Origin of the sequence: Azotobacter vinelandii CA (genome assembly GCF_000380335.1) — a bacterium.
Taxonomy (GTDB): domain Bacteria; phylum Pseudomonadota; class Gammaproteobacteria; order Pseudomonadales; family Pseudomonadaceae; genus Azotobacter; species Azotobacter vinelandii.
Genome location: NC_021149.1, coordinates 711993 through 731460 on the forward strand (window position 1 = coordinate 711993; position 19468 = coordinate 731460).

Consider the following 19468-nt stretch of genomic DNA (forward strand, 5'->3'; position numbering starts at 1 on the left):
CCGGCATCTGAAACTATGCCCCCTTTCGTGTTCGTGCCGAGCCCGCCGATGTCCCACCTGCCTCCCGCCATCTTTCTCATGGGGCCGACCGCTTCCGGCAAGACCGACCTGGCGCTGGAGCTGGCGCGGGTCCTGCCGTGCGAGCTGATCAGCGTCGACTCGGCGCTGGTCTACCGGGGCATGGACATCGGTACGGCCAAGCCCGCGAAGGCGCTGCTGGCGGAGTTTCCCCACCGTCTCATCGATATCCGCGATCCGGCGGAAAGCTACTCCGCCGCTGAATTCCGCGACGATGCCCTGGCGGCCATGGCCGAGATCAGCGCCCGGGGGCGCATCCCCCTGCTGGTAGGCGGCACCATGCTGTACTACAAGGCCCTGCTGGAGGGGCTGGCGGACATGCCGAGCGCCGATCCGGCGCTACGCGCGGAGCTGGAGGCGCGGGGCGCCGCGGAAGGTTGGGCGGCCCTGCACCGGGAACTGGCGACGGTCGATCCGGAGTCGGCGGCGCGCATCCATCCCAACGATCCCCAGCGTCTGGTGCGGGCTCTGGAGGTCTATCGGGTCAGTGGCCTGTCGATGACGGCCCACCGCTTGCGTCAGGTTGCGCAAAATCCTCTATCCGACAGGTCGGCCGGGGAGCATTTGCCTTATACTGTCGTCCATCTGGCAATTGCGCCGACGCAGCGGCAGATTCTGCACGAGCGGATCGCCCGGCGGTTCCGCCTGATGCTGGAACAGGGCTTCGTCGACGAGGTCGAGCTTCTGTGGCGGCGCGGCGATCTGCATGCGAGCCTGCCCTCCATGCGTGCGGTCGGCTATCGGCAGGTATGGGAATATCTGGATGGCCTACTGACACGGGAGCAGATGGTCGAGCGCGGCATCATCGCGACACGCCAACTGGCCAAGCGGCAGTTCACTTGGTTGCGTAACTGGACCGACCTTCACTGGTTGGACAGTCTGGGGGACGACAATCTTCAACGCACCTTGAAATACCTGGAGACGGCCGCCATATTGGCCTGAATTCCAGTCCTTGCTGCCGTTTCGGGTTTTCCAGGGGCGGCCCGCCATTTTTCTTCGATTTCCAAATCATCCCTGAAAGGAGAATTCCACATGTCAAAAGGGCATTCGCTACAAGACCCTTACCTTAATACCCTGCGTAAAGAGCGCGTTCCGGTTTCCATCTATCTGGTCAATGGCATCAAGCTGCAGGGCCAGATCGAGTCCTTCGACCAGTTCGTGATTCTGCTGAAGAACACTGTCAGCCAGATGGTCTACAAGCACGCGATTTCCACCGTGGTGCCGAGCCGTCCCGTGCGTCTGCCCACCGCGAGCGAGGGCGAGCAGCCCGAACCCGGCAACGCCTGAATAGGAGCCCACCTTGTTCTTTGAGCGCCCTGGTGGTGGTGAGCGAGCCATTCTGGTTCACCTGGAGGGTCAGGATCCCGAGGCGCGCGAGGACCCGCAGGAGTTCCAGGAGCTCGCCCGCTCGGCAGGCGCCGACGTGGTGGCGTTCGTCGGTGTGACGCGCCACCAGCCGAGCGCCAAGTACCTGATCGGTACCGGCAAGGTCGGGGAACTGCACGATCTGGTCCGGACCGAGCAGGCCGAACTGGTCATCTTCAATCACGTCCTGACACCCAGCCAGGAGCGCAACCTGGAGCGCGCCTTCGAGTGCCGGGTGCTCGACCGCACCGGCCTGATCCTGGACATTTTCGCCCAACGCGCGCGCACCCACGAAGGTAAGCTGCAGGTCGAGCTGGCCCAACTGGAGCACATGAGCACGCGGCTGGTGCGTGGCTGGACCCACCTGGAGCGGCAGAAGGGCGGTATCGGTCTGCGCGGGCCCGGGGAAACCCAGCTGGAAACCGACCGGCGCCTGCTGCGGATGCGTATCCGGCAGATCCGCCAGCGTCTGGAGAAGGTGCGCAGCCAGCGCGAGCAGGCGCGGCGCGGTCGCCGGCGCGCGGAGATTCCCCTGGTTTCCCTGGTCGGTTACACCAACGCCGGCAAGTCCACCCTGTTCAACGCCTTGACGGCTTCCGGGGTCTATGCGGCCAACCAGTTGTTCGCCACCCTCGATCCGACCCTGCGCCGGCTCGAACTGGACGACCTGGGGGCGCTGGTGCTGGCCGATACCGTGGGCTTCATCCGCCATCTGCCGCACAAGCTGGTCGAGGCATTCCGCGCTACGCTGGAGGAGTCGAGCAATTCCGACCTGCTGCTGCACGTGATCGATGCCCATGAGCCTGAGCGCATGGCGCAGATCGAGCAGGTCATGGCCGTGCTGGGGGAGATCGGCGCCGACCACCTGCCGATTCTCGAGGTCTACAACAAGCTGGATCTGCTCGAAGGCATGGAGCCGCAGATCCAGCGCGATGTCGATGGCAAGCCGCTGCGGGTCTGGGTATCGGCCCGCGACGGGCGTGGGTTGGAGCTGTTGCGTCAGGCCATCGCCGAGCTGCTGGGGAATGATCTGTTCGTCGGAACCCTGCGCCTGCCGCAGGGGCTGGGACGTCTGCGCGCGCAGTTCTTCTCGCTCGGGGCGGTACGCAGCGAGACGCATGACGAGGAAGGGGGGAGTCTGCTGGCCGTGCGTTTGCCACGGATCGAACTCAATCGTCTGGTCAGTCGGGAAGGACTGCGGCCGGATGAATTCATCGCGCAACATACTTTGCAATGAAAGCGCAGCCGGCGTTTTGCCGCCGGAAGCAGGCAATTGAGTAGCATGGGGCGGCGTGCCGTGGGCGCGTCTGTGTTTTTCGGATGGAGAGCGCTATGGCTTGGAATGAGCCGGGTGGCAATTCTAACAATCAGGATCCCTGGGGGGGACGTCGCGGAGGTGACCGCAAGGGACCGCCGGACCTCGATGAGGCGTTTCGCAAGTTGCAGGAAAGCCTGAACGGCATGCTGGGTGGCAAGAAGCGTGGCGGTGATGGAACGGGTGGCAAGGGCGGCGGCGGTCTGGGCCTGTTCGGCATAGCCCTGGCCGTGCTGGCGGCTTTCTGGCTGTACAGCGCGGTCTACGTGCTGGACGAGCAGGAACAGGCCGTGGTGCTGCGCTTCGGCAAGTATCACGAAACCGTCGGGCCCGGCCTGAACATCCATTTCCCGCCGATCGATCGCAAGTTCGTGGAGAACGTCACCCGCGAGCGGGCCTACAGCAAGCAGGGGCAGATGCTCACCGAGGACGAGAACATCGTCGAGGTGCCGCTCACCGTGCAGTACAAGATCAGCAACCTGAAGGACTTCGTGCTGAACGTGGACCAGCCCGAGGTCAGCCTGCAGCATGCCACCGACAGCGCCCTGCGCCATGTAGTGGGTTCCACCGAGATGGACCAGGTGCTCACCGAAGGGCGCGAGCTGCTGGCGAGCGAGGTGCGCGAGCGCTTGCAGCGTTTTCTCGACACCTACCGGACCGGCATCGTCGTGACTCAGGTGAACGTGCAGAACGCCCAGGCGCCGCGCGAGGTCCAGGAGGCGTTCGACGATGTGATCCGGGCGCGCGAGGATGAACAGCGCGAACGCAACCAGGCCGAAGCCTACGCCAACGGGGTGATTCCGGAGGCGCGCGGCCAGGCCCAGCGGATTCTCGAGGATGCCAACGGTTATCGCGAGGAGGTCGTGGCCCGTGCCGAGGGCGAGGCGCAGCGCTTCGGCAAGCTGGTGGTGGAGTATCGCAAGGCACCCGAGGTAATGCGTCGGCGCCTTTATCTGGAAACCCTGCAGGAGGTCCTGAGCAACAGCAGCAAGGTCCTGGTCGCCACCGAGGGCGGGCAGAACAACCTGCTCTACCTGCCGCTCGACAAGATGCTCGAGGGGCGGCCCGGCGGCCCGGCGGCCGGTTCGTCGGCGCCTGCCGTGCCGGGCGCCGCCGACATGGGCTCGCAGATCATCAATGATCTGCAGCAGCGGGACCTGCGTTCGAGGGAGAGGCGTTGATGAGCAACAAGTCCGTGATCGCCCTGGTCGTCGGAGTGGTCCTGGCCGTCGTCGCCTGGAACAGCTTCTACATCGTGGCGCAAACCGAAAGGGCCGTCCTGCTGCGCTTCGGCCGCATCGTCGAGGCCGATGTGCAGCCCGGATTGCACGTGAAGATTCCCTATGTCAACAAGGTGCGCAAGTTCGATGCCCGCCTGGTGACGCTGGATTCGCCGACCCAGCGTTTCCTCACCCTGGAGAAGAAGGCGGTGATGGTCGATGCCTACGCCAAGTGGCGGGTGGCGGATGCCGAGCGCTTCTATACCGCCACCTCCGGCCTCAAGCAGGTCGCCGACGAGCGTCTGCTGCGTCGTCTCGAATCGGGACTGCGCGACCAGTTCGGCAAGCGTACCCTGCACGAGGTGGTTTCCGGCGAGCGCGATGCGTTGATGGCGGACATCACCCAGATGCTCGATCGGATGGCGCGCAAGGAGCTGGGAATCGAGGTGCTCGACGTGCGGGTCAAGGCCATCGACCTGCCGAAGGAGGTCAACCGCAGCGTGTTCGAGCGTATGAGCACCGAGCGCGAGCGCGAGGCCCGCGAGCACCGCGCCAAGGGCAAGGAACTGGCCGAAGGGATACGTGCCGATGCCGACCGCCAGCGCCGGGTCCTGCTGGCCGAGGCCTATCGCGAGGCGGAGGAGGTCCGGGGCGAGGGCGATGCGCGGGCCGCCGACATCTATGCCCGGGCGTACGGGCAGGATCAGGAGTTCTACTCCTTCTACCGCAGCCTGCAGGCCTATCGCAGCAGCTTCGCGGACAAGAAGGATGTGCTGGTCCTGGATCCGAAGAGCGAGTTCTTCCGCTATCTGGAGCAGGCCAATCCATGATGGATGTCCGGTGGGGCCGTGGCCCCGCCGGGATGTCTTGGCAGGAAAACGTGGTATGATGGGCCAGCCGGGAAAACCCCGGCTTTTTTGCGTCTGTGGGAATCATGTGGCAGGAACTCGCGATCGCCTTGTGTCTGGTGCTGGTGCTCGAAGGCATCCTGCCATTCCTCAATCCGCGACGCTGGCGTAGGGCGGTCGTGCTGGTAGTGCAGTTGTCGGACCGCCAGTTGCGTCTCGTGGGGCTGGCCAGCATGCTGCTGGGAACCGCCCTCCTTTATTTGCTTCACTGAGGCTTGCCGCCCGGATCAAGAGAGGAAAGGCGTAATGGCAACGGTAGACCGCTGGCTACTGCCGGATGGTATCGAGGAAGTTCTGCCGCCCGAGGCGGCCCGCATCGAGGTGGTGCGTCGCCAGATGCTGGACCTGTTCCAGCGCTGGGGCTATGCGTTCGTCGTCACCCCGCATATCGAATTCCTGGAGTCTCTGCTGACCGGCGCCGGTCAGGATCTGGACCTGCGTACCCTCAAGGTGACGGACCCGCTGTCCGGCCGCCTGATCGGCTTTCGCGCCGACATCACACCGCAGGTCGCGCGTATCGATGCGCATACCCTGCGCCGCGAGGGGCCTTGCCGGCTCTGCTATGCCGGCAGCGTGCTGCATGCGAAGCCTAGGGCCCTTTCCACCTCGCGCAGCCCCATTCAACTGGGTGCGGAGCTTTACGGCGATGCCAGTCCGGCCAGCGACGTGGAAGTCATCAGTCTGATGCTGGAGGTGCTCGAACAGGTCGCGGTGCCGGATGTGCACATGGACCTCGGGCATGTCGGCATCTACCGGGGCCTGGCCCGGGCGGCCGGGCTTTCCGGCGAAGTCGAGCAGCGATTGTTCGATGCCCTGCAGCGCAAGGCCGTCGACGAGGTGGAGGTCCTGACCGCGGTGCTGCCCACGGCCCAGGCTGCGATGCTGCGCGCCCTGGCTGAACTCTGCGGTGGGCGCGAGGTCCTCGATCTGGCTCAGGCCTGCCTGGTCGACGCGCCTGCCGAGGTGCACGCGGCCCTGGACGAACTGATCGCCATCGCCGACTCGCTGGGCGTTCGCTATCCGGAACTGCCGCTGTATTTCGATCTGAGCGAACTGCGTGGCTACAACTACCACACCGGCGTGGTGTTCGCCGCTTTCGTGCCGGGTGTCGGCCAGTCGATCGCCCAGGGCGGCCGCTACGACGACATCGGCGCCGATTTCGGTCGTGCCCGCCCGGCAACCGGCTTCTCCACCGATCTGAAGACCCTGGTGACGTTGGGGCAGGTGGCGCCGGCCGAGCCGGTAGTCGGCATCTGGGCTCCGGACAGTCACGATGTCTATCTTTGGCAGATGGTGCAGCGCCTGCGTCGCCAGGGCGAGCGCGTGGTTCAGGCCCTGCCGGGCCAGCGGATCGACGCCGCTCGGGCCGGCGGCTGCGACCGGCAGTTGCTGCTGAGCGACGGCCAGTGGCAAGTCGTGCCGCTGGCACTCTGAGTTTCTTCAGCCGGCCCATGGGCCGGCATCAGTTTTTCCGAAGAGGACAAGCGTTATGGGTAAGAATGTCGTGGTCCTGGGCACCCAGTGGGGCGATGAGGGCAAGGGCAAGATCGTCGACCTGCTGACCGATCAGGCGGCGGCCGTCGTGCGTTATCAGGGTGGCCACAACGCCGGTCATACCCTGGTCATTGATGGCGAGAAGACCGTGCTGCACCTGATCCCGTCCGGGATTCTGCGCGACAACGTGGAATGCCTGATCGGCAACGGAGTGGTCGTGGCGCCGGATGCGCTGTTGCGCGAGATCGCCAAGCTGGAGGAGAAGGGCGTGCCGGTACGCGAACGCCTGCGCATCAGTCCGTCCTGCACCCTGATCCTGCCCTATCACGTGGCCCTGGACCAGGCGCGCGAAGCCGTTCGCTCCGAAGGCAAGATCGGCACCACCGGGCGTGGCATCGGCCCTGCCTACGAGGACAAGGTGGCGCGCCGCGGCCTGCGCATCGGCGATCTGTTCAATCCGGAACGCTTTGCCAAGAAGCTGCACGAACTGCTGGAATACCACAATTTCGTCCTGCAGAACTTCTACAAGGTCGAGCCGGTGGACTTCCAGAAGACGCTCGACGAGGCGCTGGGCTATGCCGAGTCGCTCAAGCCGATGATCGCCGATGTCGCCGCGCGCCTGCACGAACTGCGCAAGCAGGGCGCCCGCATCATGTTCGAGGGGGCGCAAGGATCGCTGCTGGACATCGACCATGGTACCTATCCCTACGTGACCAGCTCCAGCACCACGGCCGGCGGTACCGCCACCGGTTCCGGCTTCGGTCCGCTGTATCTCGACTACATCCTCGGCATCACCAAGGCCTATACCACCCGCGTGGGGTCCGGGCCTTTCCCCACCGAGCTGTTCGACGACATCGGCGCGCATCTGGCCAGCAAGGGGCACGAGTTCGGCTCCACCACCGGCCGCGCTCGCCGCTGCGGCTGGTTCGATGCGGTGATCCTGCGGCGCGCCATCGAGATCAACAGTATCTCCGGCCTGTGCCTAACCAAGCTGGACGTGCTGGACGGCCTGAAAACCGTCAAGCTCTGCGTGGCCTACCGGAATGCCGAGGGAGTCGTCATCGAGGCGCCGACCGATGCCGACAGCTATGTGGGTCTAGAGCCGGTATATGAGGAAATGCCGGGCTGGAGCGAGTCGACGGTCGGCATCAAGAGCCTGGCCGAACTGCCGGCCAACGCGCTTGCCTACATCAAGCGCATCGAGGCGTTGGTCGGCGCGCCCATCGACATCATCTCCACCGGTCCGGATCGCAACGAAACCATAGTGCTGCGTCATCCGTTCGCTTGAGGATGGATCGCTTCAGGGCCGCCTGCGGGCGGCCGTTCTCTGTGGCGTCGCGCCATTGAATGAAGCTGGCGAGGTTTTGCGGAAGCGGAAACGAAAAAACCGAGCCAGTGGCTCGGTTTCATCGAATGAGTGGTGCCCAGGAGAAGACTCGAACTTCCACGGTGTTGCCACCGCTAGGACCTGAACCTAGTGCGTCTACCAATTCCGCCACCTGGGCACGTGCGACGACCATGCGTCGATTGTTGCAGTGTTCATCGTTCTACACGATGCGGAACCTGCTGTCCGCTCGCAAGACCGCTTTATCGAAGCGAGCTTTCGATCGATTGGTGCCCAGGAGAAGACTCGAACTTCCACGGTGTTGCCACCGCTAGGACCTGAACCTAGTGCGTCTACCAATTCCGCCACCTGGGCATGCATCCCGGTACTGATGTACCGATTTTCATGCTACAACGTCTCAACGTTGTGGGCGCGAACTATACGGAGCAGCCTATGGCTTGTAAACCCTTGCCGCGAAAAAAATTATTGTCCTCTTGAAGCTGACCGACAGATGGATTTCGCGCTTCAATAAGCAAATGGCAAACATACGAACGGAAACCATGAAAAAGGTGACAACGCACTGATGGCCGATTGGCAAAGTCTCGATCCCGAGGCCGCCCGCGAGGCGGAAAAGTACGATAACCCCATTCCCAGTCGCGAGCTGATCCTGCAGCGTCTCGACGAGCGCGGCGCCCCCGCCAGTCGCGAAGAGCTGGCCGAGGAGTTCGGCCTGCACGAAGAGGAGCAGCTCGAGGCACTGCGCCGGCGTTTGCGTGCCATGGAGCGCGATGGCCAGTTGATCCATACCCGTCGCGGCACCTATGCGCCGGTGGACAAGCTCGATCTGGTGCTCGGCCGGGTCAGCGGTCACCGCGACGGCTTCGGCTTCCTGATTCCCGACGACGGCAGCGACGACCTCTTCCTCAGTCCGATGCAGATGCGCTTGCTGTTCGACGGCGACCGCGCCCTGGCGCGGGTGTCCGGCTTCGACCGGCGGGGGCGCCGCGAGGGCGCCATCGTCGAAGTGGTTTCGCGGGCCCATGAAAGCATCGTCGGCCGCTACTACGAGGAGAGCGGCATCGGCTTCGTGATTCCCGACAACCCGAAGATCCAGCAGGAGGTGCTGGTCACCCCGGGGCGTACGGCCAACGCCTCGGTCAGTCAGTTCGTCGAGATCCGTATCACTCACTGGCCGACCCTGCGCTTCCAGCCGCAGGGCGACATCATCGAGGTGATCGGCAACTATATGGCGCCGGGCATGGAGATCGAGGTCGCCCTGCGCAGCTATGACATCCCCCATGTCTGGCCGGAGGCCGTGCTCAAGGAGTCGCGCAAGCTCAAGCCCGAGGTGGATGAGAAGGACAAGCTCAAGCGCATCGACCTGCGCCACCTGCCTTTCGTCACCATCGACGGCGAGGATGCCCGCGACTTCGACGACGCGGTCTATTGCGAGAAGAGCCTGCTGGCCCCATTCGCCGGAGGTTACCGCCTCTACGTGGCGATCGCCGACGTTTCCCATTACGTCAGGGTCGGTTCGGCGCTCGACGAGGAGGCCAGCCGCCGCGGCAACTCGGTGTATTTCCCCGAGCGAGTGGTACCGATGCTGCCGGAGGAGCTGTCCAACGGACTCTGCTCGCTCAACCCGCAGGTCGACCGGCTGGCGATGGTCTGCGAGATGACCCTGTCGCGCGCCGGCAAGATGACCGACTACCAGTTCTACGAGGCGGTCATCCATTCCCATGCCCGACTGACTTACAACCGCGTCAGCGCCATGCTGGAGCAGCCGAAGAGCCCCGAAGGCAAGCGGCTGCGCAGCATCTATGCCGGGGTGCTGCCGCACCTCAAGCAACTGCATTCGCTCTACAAGGTGCTGGTGAAGGCGCGTCAGGCGCGTGGCGCCATCGACTTCGAAACCCAGGAAACGCGCATCGTCTTCGGCACCGGGCGCAAGATCGCGGAAATCCTGCCGACCGAGCGCAACGATGCGCACAAGTTGATCGAGGAGTGCATGCTCTGCGCCAACGTGGCGACCGCCGCGTTCCTGCAGAAGCACGAGTTGCCGGGCCTCTACCGGGTACACGATGGCCCGCCGGCGGAGCGCCTGGAGAAGCTCAAGGCCTTCCTGGGCGAACTGGGCCTGAGCCTGCATCGCAGCAAGGACGGCCCGACCCCGAAGGACTACCAGATGCTGCTGGAGTCGATCCAGGGGCGAGCGGATTTCCACCTGATCCAGACGGTGATGCTGCGCTCGCTGAGCCAGGCCGTGTACAGCGCCGAGAACCGCGGCCACTTCGGCCTGAACTACGAGGCCTATACCCATTTCACCTCGCCTATCCGGCGCTATCCGGATCTTCTGGTGCACCGTGCGATCCGTAGCGTGATCCGTTCCAAGCGCGAGACGCCGCATGTCCGCCGCGCGGGGGCGACGAGTATGCCCAAGGCGCGCATCTATCCCTACGACGAAGCCGCCCTGGAGCAACTCGGCGAGTCCTGCTCGATGACCGAGCGGCGAGCCGACGAGGCGACCCGCGACGTGGTCAACTGGCTGAAGTGCGAGTTCATGCAGGATCGCGTCGGCGAGCGCTTCGAGGGGGTGATTTCGGCGGCGACCGGCTTCGGCATCTTCGTCGAGTTGAAGGACATCTACGTCGAGGGGCTGGTGCACGTCACCGCATTGCCGGCCGACTACTACCACTTCGATCCGGTTCATCATTGCCTGTCCGGGGAGCGCAGCGGGCGCAGCTTCCGTCTCGGCGACAGCGTGGTCGTGCAGGTGATGCGGGTCGATCTGGACGAGCGGCGGATCGATTTCGAGCTGATCGAGGGCGGCCGCGGACGAATGGCCGGGCGTCGGCGTGACTCCGAGCCGCCGGAAGAGCCGGTCGAGGAGCGCGCCGTGAAGGGGCCGGGCAAGCGCGCCAAGGAGGACAAGGCCAAGGGGCTGGCGCCGCTGGCTTCCGAACTGCTGGCCCAGGCCGAGGCCATGCTCGGCAATACCGACGTGAAGAGAAGCCGGGCGACCAAGCAGGCCTTGCTGGCCGAGGCCAAGGACGCCAAGACGGAGCGCCGGAAGACGGCCAAGGCTCCTGCCGGGAAGAGCAGCGCCAAGCAGTCCAAACCGGCCGGCAGGGGACCCTCCCGCAAGGGCCGGAGCAAGGCCGGGACATGAGCGATCTGGAAAGGATCTACGGCGTGCATGCCGTCGAGGCCCTGCTGCGCCATCACCCGCGCAGGGTCAAGCGCCTCTGGCTGGCCGAAGGGCGTCAGGACCCGCGGGTCCAGGCGCTGCTCGAACTGGCCCGGCAGGCCCGGATAGCGGTCGGCCAGCGCGAGCGTCGCGAGCTGGACGAATGGGCCGAGGGCGTCCATCAGGGGGTGGTCGCCGAAGTCAGTCCCAGCCAGGTCTGGGGCGAGGCGATGCTCGACGAACTGCTCGATCGCTGCGAGGGACCGCCGCTGCTGCTGGTTCTCGACGGCGTCACCGACCCGCACAATCTGGGAGCCTGCCTGCGTACCGCCGATGCGGCCGGTGCGCAGGCGGTAATAGTGCCCAAGGACAAGTCGGCCACCCTGAACGCCACGGTGCGCAAGGTCGCCTGTGGCGCCGCCGAGGTGGTGCCGCTGGTGGCGGTGACCAACCTGGCGCGGACTCTGGAGAAGCTCCGCCAGCGTGGCCTGTGGACGGTCGGCACTGCCGGCGAGGTCGAGCAGGAGCTTTACGGGGTGGACCTGCGCGGTCCGACCGTGCTGATCATGGGCGCCGAGGGCAAGGGCATGCGCCGGCTGACCCGCGAGCACTGCGATTATCTGGTGCGCCTGCCGATGGCCGGCAGCGTCAGCAGTCTCAACGTCTCCGTCGCCACCGGCGTCTGCCTGTTCGAGGCCGTGCGTCAGCGATCCAGGCCATGAGGGCGGGGAAGCGTGCCTTGCTTCCCTCCGGCCCCTTCTCTAGAATTGCGCCCCTTGTCCCGAGCCGGGGCGCAGCGTTCCGGCTTCCGACAAGTCCAACGAGTCATTCACTCCTTGCCTGACCGCATCGCGTCGGCAGGCTGCAATCCGTAAGGAGCATCTATGCGTCATTACGAAATCATCTTCCTGGTCCATCCGGATCAGAGCGAGCAGGTCGGCGGCATGGTGGAACGCTACACCAAGCTGATCGAAGAAGACGGCGGCAAGATCCATCGTCTGGAGGACTGGGGTCGTCGCCAGTTGGCCTATGCCATCAACAACGTGCACAAGGCCCACTACGTGCTGATCAACGTCGAGTGCAGCGGCAAGGCTCTGAGCGAGCTGGAAGACAACTTCCGCTACAACGACGCCGTCATCCGCAACCTGGTCATCCGTCGCGACGAAGCCATCACTGGTCAGTCCGAGATGCTCAAGGCCGAAGAAAACCGCAGCGAGCGTCGCGAGCGTCGCGAGCGTCCCGAGCACGGTGGCCACGAAGGCCTCGATGGCGACAGCGACAAGGCTGACGAGTAATTCCCGGATCTATTGAGGAGCAATTCCCATGGCACGTTTCTTCCGTCGTCGCAAGTTCTGCCGCTTCACCGCCGAAGGCGTGAAGGAGATCGACTTCAAGGATCTCAACACCCTGAAGGCCTACATCTCCGAAACCGGCAAGATCGTTCCCAGCCGTATCACCGGTACCAAGGCCCGTTATCAGCGTCAGCTGGCCACCGCCATCAAGCGTGCCCGCTACCTGGCCCTGCTGCCCTACACCGACAGCCACGGCCGCTGATGACGGGCGGTCGACGAAGCAAGGGATAGAATCGCATGCGCGTTCTGGCCGAGTTCATCATGCGTGGTCGCATGCAGGCCGGCCTCGTAGTCGTCGGCTGCGCCGCTCTGCCACTGCTGTTCTGGCTGAGCGCGGCGGCAGGCAGTCTGGTGCTTCTGCGCCGCGGCCTGGGCGATGCCTTCGGCATCGTCGCCCTGGCCCTGCTGCCGGGAGCGGTCTGGTGGTACTTCGGCGAGCCGCGCACCCTGCTGTTGCTGCTCGGCACCCTGGGGTTGGCCCAACTGCTGCGCAGCAGCGTGTCCTGGCGGCTGGTGCTGATGAGCAGCGTGCTGGTCGGCCTGGCCTATGCCCTGGTGCTGGAGGAGGTGTTCCGCGCGCCCATCGAGGCCATGGCCGGCGAGTTGCGGCAGCTCATGCCCCAACTGCTCCAGTCGGCCACTCCGCTCTCGGCGGACGAGCAGACGCGCCTGGGGGCTCTGCTGGTACCCGTGCTGACCGGCATGCTGGCGGCGCTGCTGCAGATCGTCAGTCTGCTCGCCCTGGTGCTCGGCCGCTACTGGCAGAGCCTGCTGTACAACCCGGGCGGCTTCGCCCGCGAGTTCCGCGCGCTGCGCCTGCCCGGGCCGTGGGCCCTGGCGCTGCTGGCGGGCATGCTGCTCGCTCCCAGCATGGGCATCCGGATGGCCATGCTGGCGCCGCTGTGCAGCGTACCGCTGGTCTTCGCCGGCATAGCCCTGATACACGGGCTGGTGGCGCAGGGGCGGCTGGGGCGGTTCTGGCTGGTGGGGCTGTACGTGACGCTGCTGCTGTTCATGCAGTTGACCTATCCGTTGCTGATGGTTTTGGCCATCGTCGACAGTCTGATTGATTTTCGCGGTCGCCAGACGCCCAAGGGTGGCTCCGGAGCTGCGAACGGTGAAGGTTAAAAGTTAAGAGGTAAGACTCAAATGGAAGTCATCCTGCTGGAAAAGATCACCAACCTCGGCAATCTGGGCGACAAGGTGAATGTAAAGAGCGGTTACGCGCGCAACTTCCTGCTGCCGCAGGGCAAGGCCACCGCGGCCACCGCCGAGAACGTCGCGGCGTTCGAAGCCCGTCGTGTCGAACTGGAGCGCCTGGCGGCCGAGAAGAGGTCCTCCGCCGAATCCCGCGCGGCCCAGTTGAACGAACTGGAAATCACCATCACCGCCACCGCCGGCGATGAAGGCAAGCTGTTCGGCTCCATCGGCACCGCCGACATCGCCGATGCCTTGACCGCCGCCGGCCTGGACGTGGCGAAGAGCGAAGTGCGCCTGCCCAACGGCACCATTCGCCAGACCGGCGAATACGACGTGGCCCTGCACCTGCACACCGACGTCGAGGCCAGCATCCGCCTGGTCGTGGTCGGCGGCTAAGCAAGCGCCGCTCCGTCTGGCGGCCTGGCCGCCGGACGCCTAACATCGGGCACGCTCCGCCACGCGGAGCGTGCCCGTTGTCTTTCTGCACTCCCGGAATTCTCGCCAGCCATGAACGACATCAGTCCCCCCGAGCAATACGACCTGGAAACCGCCGCCCTCAAGGTGCCGCCGCATTCCATCGAGGCCGAGCAGGCCGTGCTGGGCGGCCTGATGCTGGACAACAACACCTGGGAGCGGGTGCTCGACCAGGTGTCCGACGGCGACTTCTACCGTCACGACCACCGCATGATCTTCCGCGCCATCACCGTACTGGCCGAGCGCAACATGCCGTTCGACGTGGTCACCCTGTCCGAGCAACTGGACAAGGAGGGGCATCTGGAGCAGGTCGGCGGCCTGGCCTACCTGGGGGAACTGGCCAAGAACACGCCCTCGGTGGCCAACATCAAGGCCTATGCGCAGATCGTCCGCGAGCGCGCCACCCTGCGTCAGTTGATCGCCACCAGCAACCGGATCGCCGACAGCGCCTACGCGCCCCAGGGCCGCACCGGCGACGAGATCCTCGACGAGGCCGAGCGGCTGATCTTCCAGATCGCCGAGGCGCGGCCCAAGACCGGCGGGCCGATGGCGATCAACGACATCCTGGTCAAGGCCATCGACCGCATCGACTCACTGTTCAACTCCGGCGATGCCATCACCGGGCTGTCCACCGGCTTCACCGACCTGGACGAGCAGACCAGCGGCCTGCAGCCGGCCGACCTGGTCATCGTCGCCGGGCGTCCGTCCATGGGCAAGACCACCTTCGCCATGAACCTGGTGGAGAACGCCGTGCTGCGCAGCGACAAGGCGGTGGTGGTGTATTCCCTGGAAATGCCCGCCGAATCCATCGTGATCCGTATGCTCGCCTCGCTCGGGCGCATCGACCAGACCAAGGTGCGCGCCGGCCGTCTGGACGACGACGACTGGCCGCGGCTGACCTCGGCGGTCAACCTGCTCAACGAGCGCAAGCTGTTCATCGACGACACCGCCGGCATCAGCCCGGCGGAAATGCGCGCGCGTACCCGGCGCCTGGCCCGCGAGCACGGCGAGATCGCCATGATCATGGTCGACTACCTGCAACTGATGCAGATTCCCGGTTCCGGCGGCGACAACCGGGTCAACGAGATTTCCGAGATATCCCGTTCGCTGAAGGCGCTGGCCAAGGAGTTCAACTGCCCGGTGATCGCGCTCTCGCAGCTCAACCGCTCGCTGGAGCAGCGTCCCAACAAGCGTCCGGTGAACTCCGATCTGCGCGAATCCGGAGCCATCGAGCAGGATGCCGATGTCATCATGTTCGTCTATCGCGACGAGGTCTATCACCCGGAGACGGAGTTCAAGGGGGTCGCCGAAATCATCATCGGCAAGCAGCGCAACGGCCCGATCGGTACCACCCGGCTGGCTTTCCTCGGCAAGTATTCGCGCTTCGAGAACCTGGCGCCGGGCAGTTACCAGTTCGACGAGTGAGGCACTGGACAGCCTGGCCGGCGCCGCTTAGCGTCAAAGGAGGAATTCGTCGCACAGGGAGTCCGATATGACCGCTCCGGCGCGTCCTTCCGCCCTGACCGCCGGCTTGCGCGCCCTGCCGGCCGGGATCTGGGCGCTGGGGTTCGGCTCGATGCTCATGGACATCTCCTCCGAGCTGATCCACAGCCTGCTGCCGCTGTTCATGGTCGGCGTGCTCGGTACCTCGCTGGTGACGGTGGGCATCGTCGAAGGCGTGGCCGAGGCCACCGCGGCCTTCGCCAAGGTGTTCTCCGGCGCGCTCAGTGACTACCTGGGGCAGCGCAAGCGGCTGGTGGTGTTCGGCTATGCCCTGGCGGCCTTCAGCAAGCCGCTGTTTCCCCTGGCGACGAGCATCGACTGGGTGTTCGCCGCGCGTTTCGCCGACCGCGTCGGCAAGGGCATCCGCGGCGCCCCGCGCGATGCGCTGGTCGCCGATCTGGTGACGCCGGCGCTGCGCGGTGCGGCCTACGGACTGCGCCAGGCGCTCGACTCCCTGGGCGCGGTGATCGGCCCGTTGCTGGCGCTGCTGTTCATGGCCTGGTTCGCCAACGACATCGAGGCGGTGATGTGGGTGGCAGTGATCCCGGCCTTCCTCACCGTGGTCCTGCTGCTTCGCTGTGTGCAGGAGCCAGCGCGCGCGGAAAGCGGGAAGGACGCCCGGCCACCGCTGCGCCTGGGCGACGTGCGTCGGTTGGGCCGGGCCTACTGGTGGGTGGTGGGCATCGGCGCGGTGTTCACCCTGGCGCGCTTCAGCGAGGCCTTTCTGATCCTGCGCGCCGAAGACGTGGGAGTGCCCCTCGGTCTGGTGCCGCTGGCGCTGGTGGTGATGAACCTGTTCTATGCCTTGTGCGCCTATCCGGCCGGCCGGGCCGCCGACCGTCTCGATGCGCGTCGACTGCTGCTGGTCAGCCTGGCGTTGCTGATCCTCGCCGATCTGCTGCTGGCCGCTGCCGACGATCCCTGGCTGGCCTTTGTCGGCGCCGCTCTGTGGGGGCTGCACATGGCCTTCAGCCAGGGCCTCCTGGCCAAGCTGGTGGCCGACAGCGCGCCGCTGGCGCTGCGCGGCACCGCCTTCGGCTTCTTCAATCTGCTCGGTGGCCTGGCGCTGCTGGCGGCCAACGTGATCGCCGGCGCTCTGTGGCAGCAGTTCGGCGCTGCCGTCACCTTCCTCGGCGGTGCCGCCTTCGCCACGCTGGCGGCCCTGGGGCTGCTGGCCTGGGACGGACGGGCCAGGGCTGCGTGAATCAGCGCGGCGCCGGCGGGCGCTTGCCGGGCTTGTCGCCTTTCGCCGGCTTGCCCTGGCTGGCCTTGCGCCGCGCCTCGGCGGCGGCCTTGGCCCGTTCGCGCTTGTCCCAGGGGTTGCCGTCCTGACCTTGCGGCGGCAGGCCGGTGTGCTGGGTGAGCAAGGGTTTTCCGGTCTTCTTGCCGGCGGTCGGAGTGGAGTTCTTGCGCCGCACGCTGTGGTAGCCGTCGCTCTGCGGCTGGCAGGCCGGGATCAACTGCTGCTTGCCGTTGCCGATCAGGTCGCTGCGGCCCATTTCCTTCAGCGCCTCGCGCAGCAGCGGCCAGTTCTGCGGATCGTGCCAGCGCAGGAAGGCCTTGTGCAGGCGGCGCTGGCGTTCGCTCTTGACGATGGTCACCGCGTCGCTCTTGTAGGTGACCTTGTGCAGCGGGTCGCGCCCGGAGTGGTACATGGCCGTCGCCGTGGCCATCGGCGAGGGGTAGAAGGCCTGTACCTGGTCGGCGCGGAAATCGTTGCGTTTGAGCCACAGGGCGAGGTTCATCATGTCCGCGTCGCTGGTGCCCGGATGCGCGGCGATGAAGTAGGGGATCAGGTACTGCTCCTTGCCCGCCTCCTTCGAGTACTTGTCGAACAGCTTCTTGAAGCGGTCGTAGCTGCCGATGCCCGGCTTCATCATCTTCGACAGCGGGCCCTGTTCGGTATGCTCCGGGGCGATCTTCAGGTAGCCGCCGACGTGGTGGGTGACCAGTTCCCTGACGTACTCCGGCGACTCCACGGCGAGGTCGTAGCGCAGCCCCGAGGCGATCAGGATCTTCTTCACCCCCGGCAGGTCGCGGGCCGAACGGTACAGGTGGATCAGCGCCGAATGGTCGGTGTTCAGGTTGTCGCAGATGCCCGGCCAGACGCAGGACGGCTTGCGGCAGGCGGCTTCGATCCTGCGGCTCTTGCAGGCGAGGCGGTACATGTTGGCGGTCGGCCCGCCGAGGTCGGAGATCACCCCGGTGAAGCCCGGCACCCGGTCGCGGATCTCCTCGATCTCGCGCAGGATCGATTCCTCCGAGCGGTTCTGGATGATCCGCCCCTCGTGCTCGGTGATCGAGCAGAAGGTGCAGCCACCGAAGCAGCCACGCATGATGTTCACCGAGAAGCGGATCATCTCGTAGGCCGGAATGCGCTCGCCGCCGTAGGCCGGGTGCGGCACGCGGGCGTAGGGCAGGCCGAACACGTAGTCCATTTCCTCGGTGGTGAGCGGGATCGGCGGCGGGTTGAGCCAGACGTCCAGGTTGTCGTGGCGTTGCACCAGGGCGCGGGCGTTGCCGGGGTTGGTCTCCTGGTGCAGCACGCGGCTGGCGTGGGCGTAGAGCACCGGATCGTTGCGCAGCTTCTCGAAGGACGGCAGGCGCACCACCGTGCGTTCGCGGCTCAGCTTTGGATGCGGCAGCAGCTCGACCGGCCGCGCTGCCTGCGGATCGTCCGGCTCGCCCCTGGCCCGTTCGAGGGCGCAGGCTTCGAGATCCTGGGTGTTGACGTAGGGGTTGGCGATCCTGTCGATCTTGCCGGGACGGTCGATGCGCGTGGAGTCGATCTCGAACCAGCCTTCCGGCGCGTCGCGGCGGACGAAGGCGCTGCCGCGGATGTCGGTGAGCGACTCGATGCGCTCCCCGGCGGCGAGCCGGTGGGCCACTTCCACCACGGCGCGCTCGGCGTTGCCGAACAGCAGCAGGTCGGCGGTGGCGTCCATCAGGATCGAGCGGCGCACCTTGTCCTGCCAGTAGTCGTAGTGGGCGATGCGGCGCAGCGAGGCCTCGATGCCGCCGAGCACCACCGGCACCTCGCTCCAGGCCTCCTTGCAACGCTGGCTGTAGACCAGGCTGGCGCGGTCCGGGCGCTTGCCGGCGAGGCCGCCGGGGGTGTAGGCGTCGTCGGAGCGGATCTTCCGGTCGGCGGTATAGCGGTTGATCATCGAATCCATGTTGCCGGCGGCGACCCCGAAGAACAGGTTCGGCCTGCCGAGCCTCATGAAATCGTCCTTCGAACGCCAGTCCGGCTGACTGATGATGCCGACCCTGAAACCCTGGGCCTCCAGCAGGCGGCCGATGATCGCCATGCCGAAGGACGGGTGGTCAACGTAGGCGTCGCCGGTGACGATGACGATGTCGCAGGAGTCCCAGCCGAGCCGTTCCATCTCCTCCCGGCTCATCGGCAGGAAGGGCGCCGGCGCGAAGCATTCGGCCCAGTATTTGGGATAGTCGAAGAGCGGCTTGGCTGCGTGCATGGCGGTGACCGGCGGGGATTGCGAAGGGCGCGCAATATAGCACAAAAAATGAGCAAAAGACTGAGCGCAATAGTTGGTTATGTCAGGGTGCCGACTCGGCCCGACCGCTCTGGATGAGGTATCCGCACGCTCACCCGCATCGCCGCGCCGCGCCGTGGGCGGCGGTGCTCGAGCCTGATGACGAGAGGGCCCTGGGGTGCGGGAAATGGGACGCTGGTACGCCTGCGGCGTACCAGCGAATCTGTTCCAGATGTGGGATCTGATGCGAATGATGGGAAAGAGCCTGAAAATCGTGCGGATACTTCCCCGAACTCTGTGGAAAGGCCTGTGGATAAACCTGGGAACAAGTTTTCCATCCGGGAGCGCTCGCGGCTTCTGGCGTGCCTGGGAGAAAAGTGCGCGGGAAGACGGTGAAATGGATTGGAACAGGCGGTTTTCCTGGCGTCGAGGGTGGTCGCCGCACGGCTCCGGCATCGTCCTGGAGGCCATGGGGTTGTCCAGCGTAACTGTGGAGCAGGCTGTGGATAAGCTGCGCAAGAATGGCGCGAGCCCGCCAGGGACGGGCCCTG

At 65.6% G+C, this 19468-nt stretch carries 17 protein-coding genes and 2 tRNA genes; 16 read left to right on the forward strand and 3 right to left on the reverse strand.

Annotated elements, in window-relative coordinates; all coding sequences use genetic code 11:
- Positions 1-48: 48 nt before the first annotated feature.
- From miaA to AVCA_RS03500, 8 genes are all read left to right on the forward strand, one after another.
- Entirely contained in the window at positions 49-1020 is a 972-nt protein-coding gene (gene miaA, locus AVCA_RS03465) for a tRNA (adenosine(37)-N6)-dimethylallyltransferase MiaA (RefSeq protein ID WP_012699424.1), read from the forward strand.
- A 90-nt stretch (positions 1021-1110) separates the two neighbouring features.
- Positions 1111-1365 (forward strand): RNA chaperone Hfq, encoded by a 255-nt coding sequence (hfq, locus tag AVCA_RS03470; protein WP_012699425.1) that lies wholly within the window; start codon positions 1111-1113, stop codon positions 1363-1365.
- Positions 1366-1378: 13 nt separating this feature from the next.
- Positions 1379-2680, forward strand: a complete 1302-nt coding sequence (gene hflX / locus AVCA_RS03475) for a ribosome rescue GTPase HflX (RefSeq protein ID WP_012699426.1) — start codon at positions 1379-1381, stop codon at positions 2678-2680.
- Between the two features lie 95 nt (positions 2681-2775).
- The gene (gene hflK, locus AVCA_RS03480) at positions 2776-3939 is read left to right on the forward strand and encodes an FtsH protease activity modulator HflK (protein ID WP_072432508.1); all 1164 of its coding nucleotides are present in this window, start codon (positions 2776-2778) and stop codon (positions 3937-3939) included.
- Positions 3939-4808 carry a protease modulator HflC gene (gene hflC / locus AVCA_RS03485; protein ID WP_015589520.1) on the forward strand — a complete coding sequence of 290 codons (870 nt, stop codon included), beginning with the start codon at positions 3939-3941 and terminating at the stop codon, positions 4806-4808. The genes hflK and hflC overlap by 1 nt, the downstream gene beginning before the upstream one ends.
- A 104-nt stretch (positions 4809-4912) precedes the next feature.
- Positions 4913-5098 (forward strand): DUF2065 domain-containing protein, encoded by a 186-nt coding sequence (locus AVCA_RS03490; protein ID WP_012699429.1) that lies wholly within the window; start codon positions 4913-4915, stop codon positions 5096-5098.
- Positions 5099-5132: 34 nt separating this feature from the next.
- A complete protein-coding gene (locus AVCA_RS03495) occupies positions 5133-6320 on the forward strand; it encodes an ATP phosphoribosyltransferase regulatory subunit (RefSeq protein WP_012699430.1) in 1188 nt (395 codons plus the stop codon).
- 55 nt (positions 6321-6375) lie between these two features.
- Entirely contained in the window at positions 6376-7668 is a 1293-nt protein-coding gene (locus AVCA_RS03500) for an adenylosuccinate synthase (RefSeq protein WP_012699431.1), read from the forward strand.
- A 130-nt stretch (positions 7669-7798) separates the two neighbouring features.
- Here AVCA_RS03500 and AVCA_RS03505 read toward each other — a convergent pair.
- A tRNA-Leu gene (locus AVCA_RS03505) sits at positions 7799-7885 on the reverse strand.
- A gap of 107 nt (positions 7886-7992) precedes the next feature.
- Positions 7993-8079, reverse strand: a tRNA-Leu gene (locus tag AVCA_RS03510).
- 208 nt (positions 8080-8287) lie between these two features.
- Here AVCA_RS03510 and rnr point away from each other — a divergent pair.
- The 8 genes from rnr (at position 8288) to AVCA_RS03550 (ending at position 16624) form a co-directional block, all read left to right on the forward strand.
- Entirely contained in the window at positions 8288-10873 is a 2586-nt protein-coding gene (rnr, locus tag AVCA_RS03515) for a ribonuclease R (protein WP_012699433.1), read from the forward strand.
- Complete coding sequence (gene rlmB, locus AVCA_RS03520; RefSeq protein WP_012699434.1) at positions 10870-11613, forward strand: 23S rRNA (guanosine(2251)-2'-O)-methyltransferase RlmB; 744 nt, start codon at positions 10870-10872, stop codon at positions 11611-11613. Before rnr ends, rlmB begins: the two co-directional genes overlap by 4 nt.
- A 162-nt stretch (positions 11614-11775) precedes the next feature.
- A complete protein-coding gene (gene rpsF, locus AVCA_RS03525; protein ID WP_012699435.1) occupies positions 11776-12186 on the forward strand; it encodes a 30S ribosomal protein S6 in 411 nt (136 codons plus the stop codon).
- Between the two features lie 28 nt (positions 12187-12214).
- Entirely contained in the window at positions 12215-12445 is a 231-nt protein-coding gene (gene rpsR, locus AVCA_RS03530) for a 30S ribosomal protein S18 (RefSeq protein ID WP_012699436.1), read from the forward strand.
- Positions 12446-12480: 35 nt separating this feature from the next.
- The gene (locus AVCA_RS03535) at positions 12481-13371 is read left to right on the forward strand and encodes a hypothetical protein (RefSeq protein ID WP_012699437.1); all 891 of its coding nucleotides are present in this window, start codon (positions 12481-12483) and stop codon (positions 13369-13371) included.
- 21 nt (positions 13372-13392) lie between these two features.
- The gene (gene rplI / locus AVCA_RS03540) at positions 13393-13839 is read left to right on the forward strand and encodes a 50S ribosomal protein L9 (RefSeq protein WP_012699438.1); all 447 of its coding nucleotides are present in this window, start codon (positions 13393-13395) and stop codon (positions 13837-13839) included.
- Positions 13840-13950: 111 nt separating this feature from the next.
- Positions 13951-15342, forward strand: a complete 1392-nt coding sequence (dnaB, locus tag AVCA_RS03545) for a replicative DNA helicase (RefSeq protein ID WP_012699439.1) — start codon at positions 13951-13953, stop codon at positions 15340-15342.
- A 67-nt stretch (positions 15343-15409) separates the two neighbouring features.
- Positions 15410-16624, forward strand: coding sequence for an MFS transporter (locus tag AVCA_RS03550; RefSeq protein WP_012699440.1), 1215 nt, complete (start codon positions 15410-15412; stop codon positions 16622-16624).
- Between the two features lies 1 nt (position 16625).
- On the opposite strand, the gene AVCA_RS03555 is transcribed toward AVCA_RS03550, so the two are convergent.
- Positions 16626-18899, reverse strand: a complete 2274-nt coding sequence (locus AVCA_RS03555; RefSeq protein WP_012699441.1) for a YgiQ family radical SAM protein — start codon at positions 18897-18899, stop codon at positions 16626-16628.
- Positions 18900-19468: the final 569 nt, after the last annotated feature.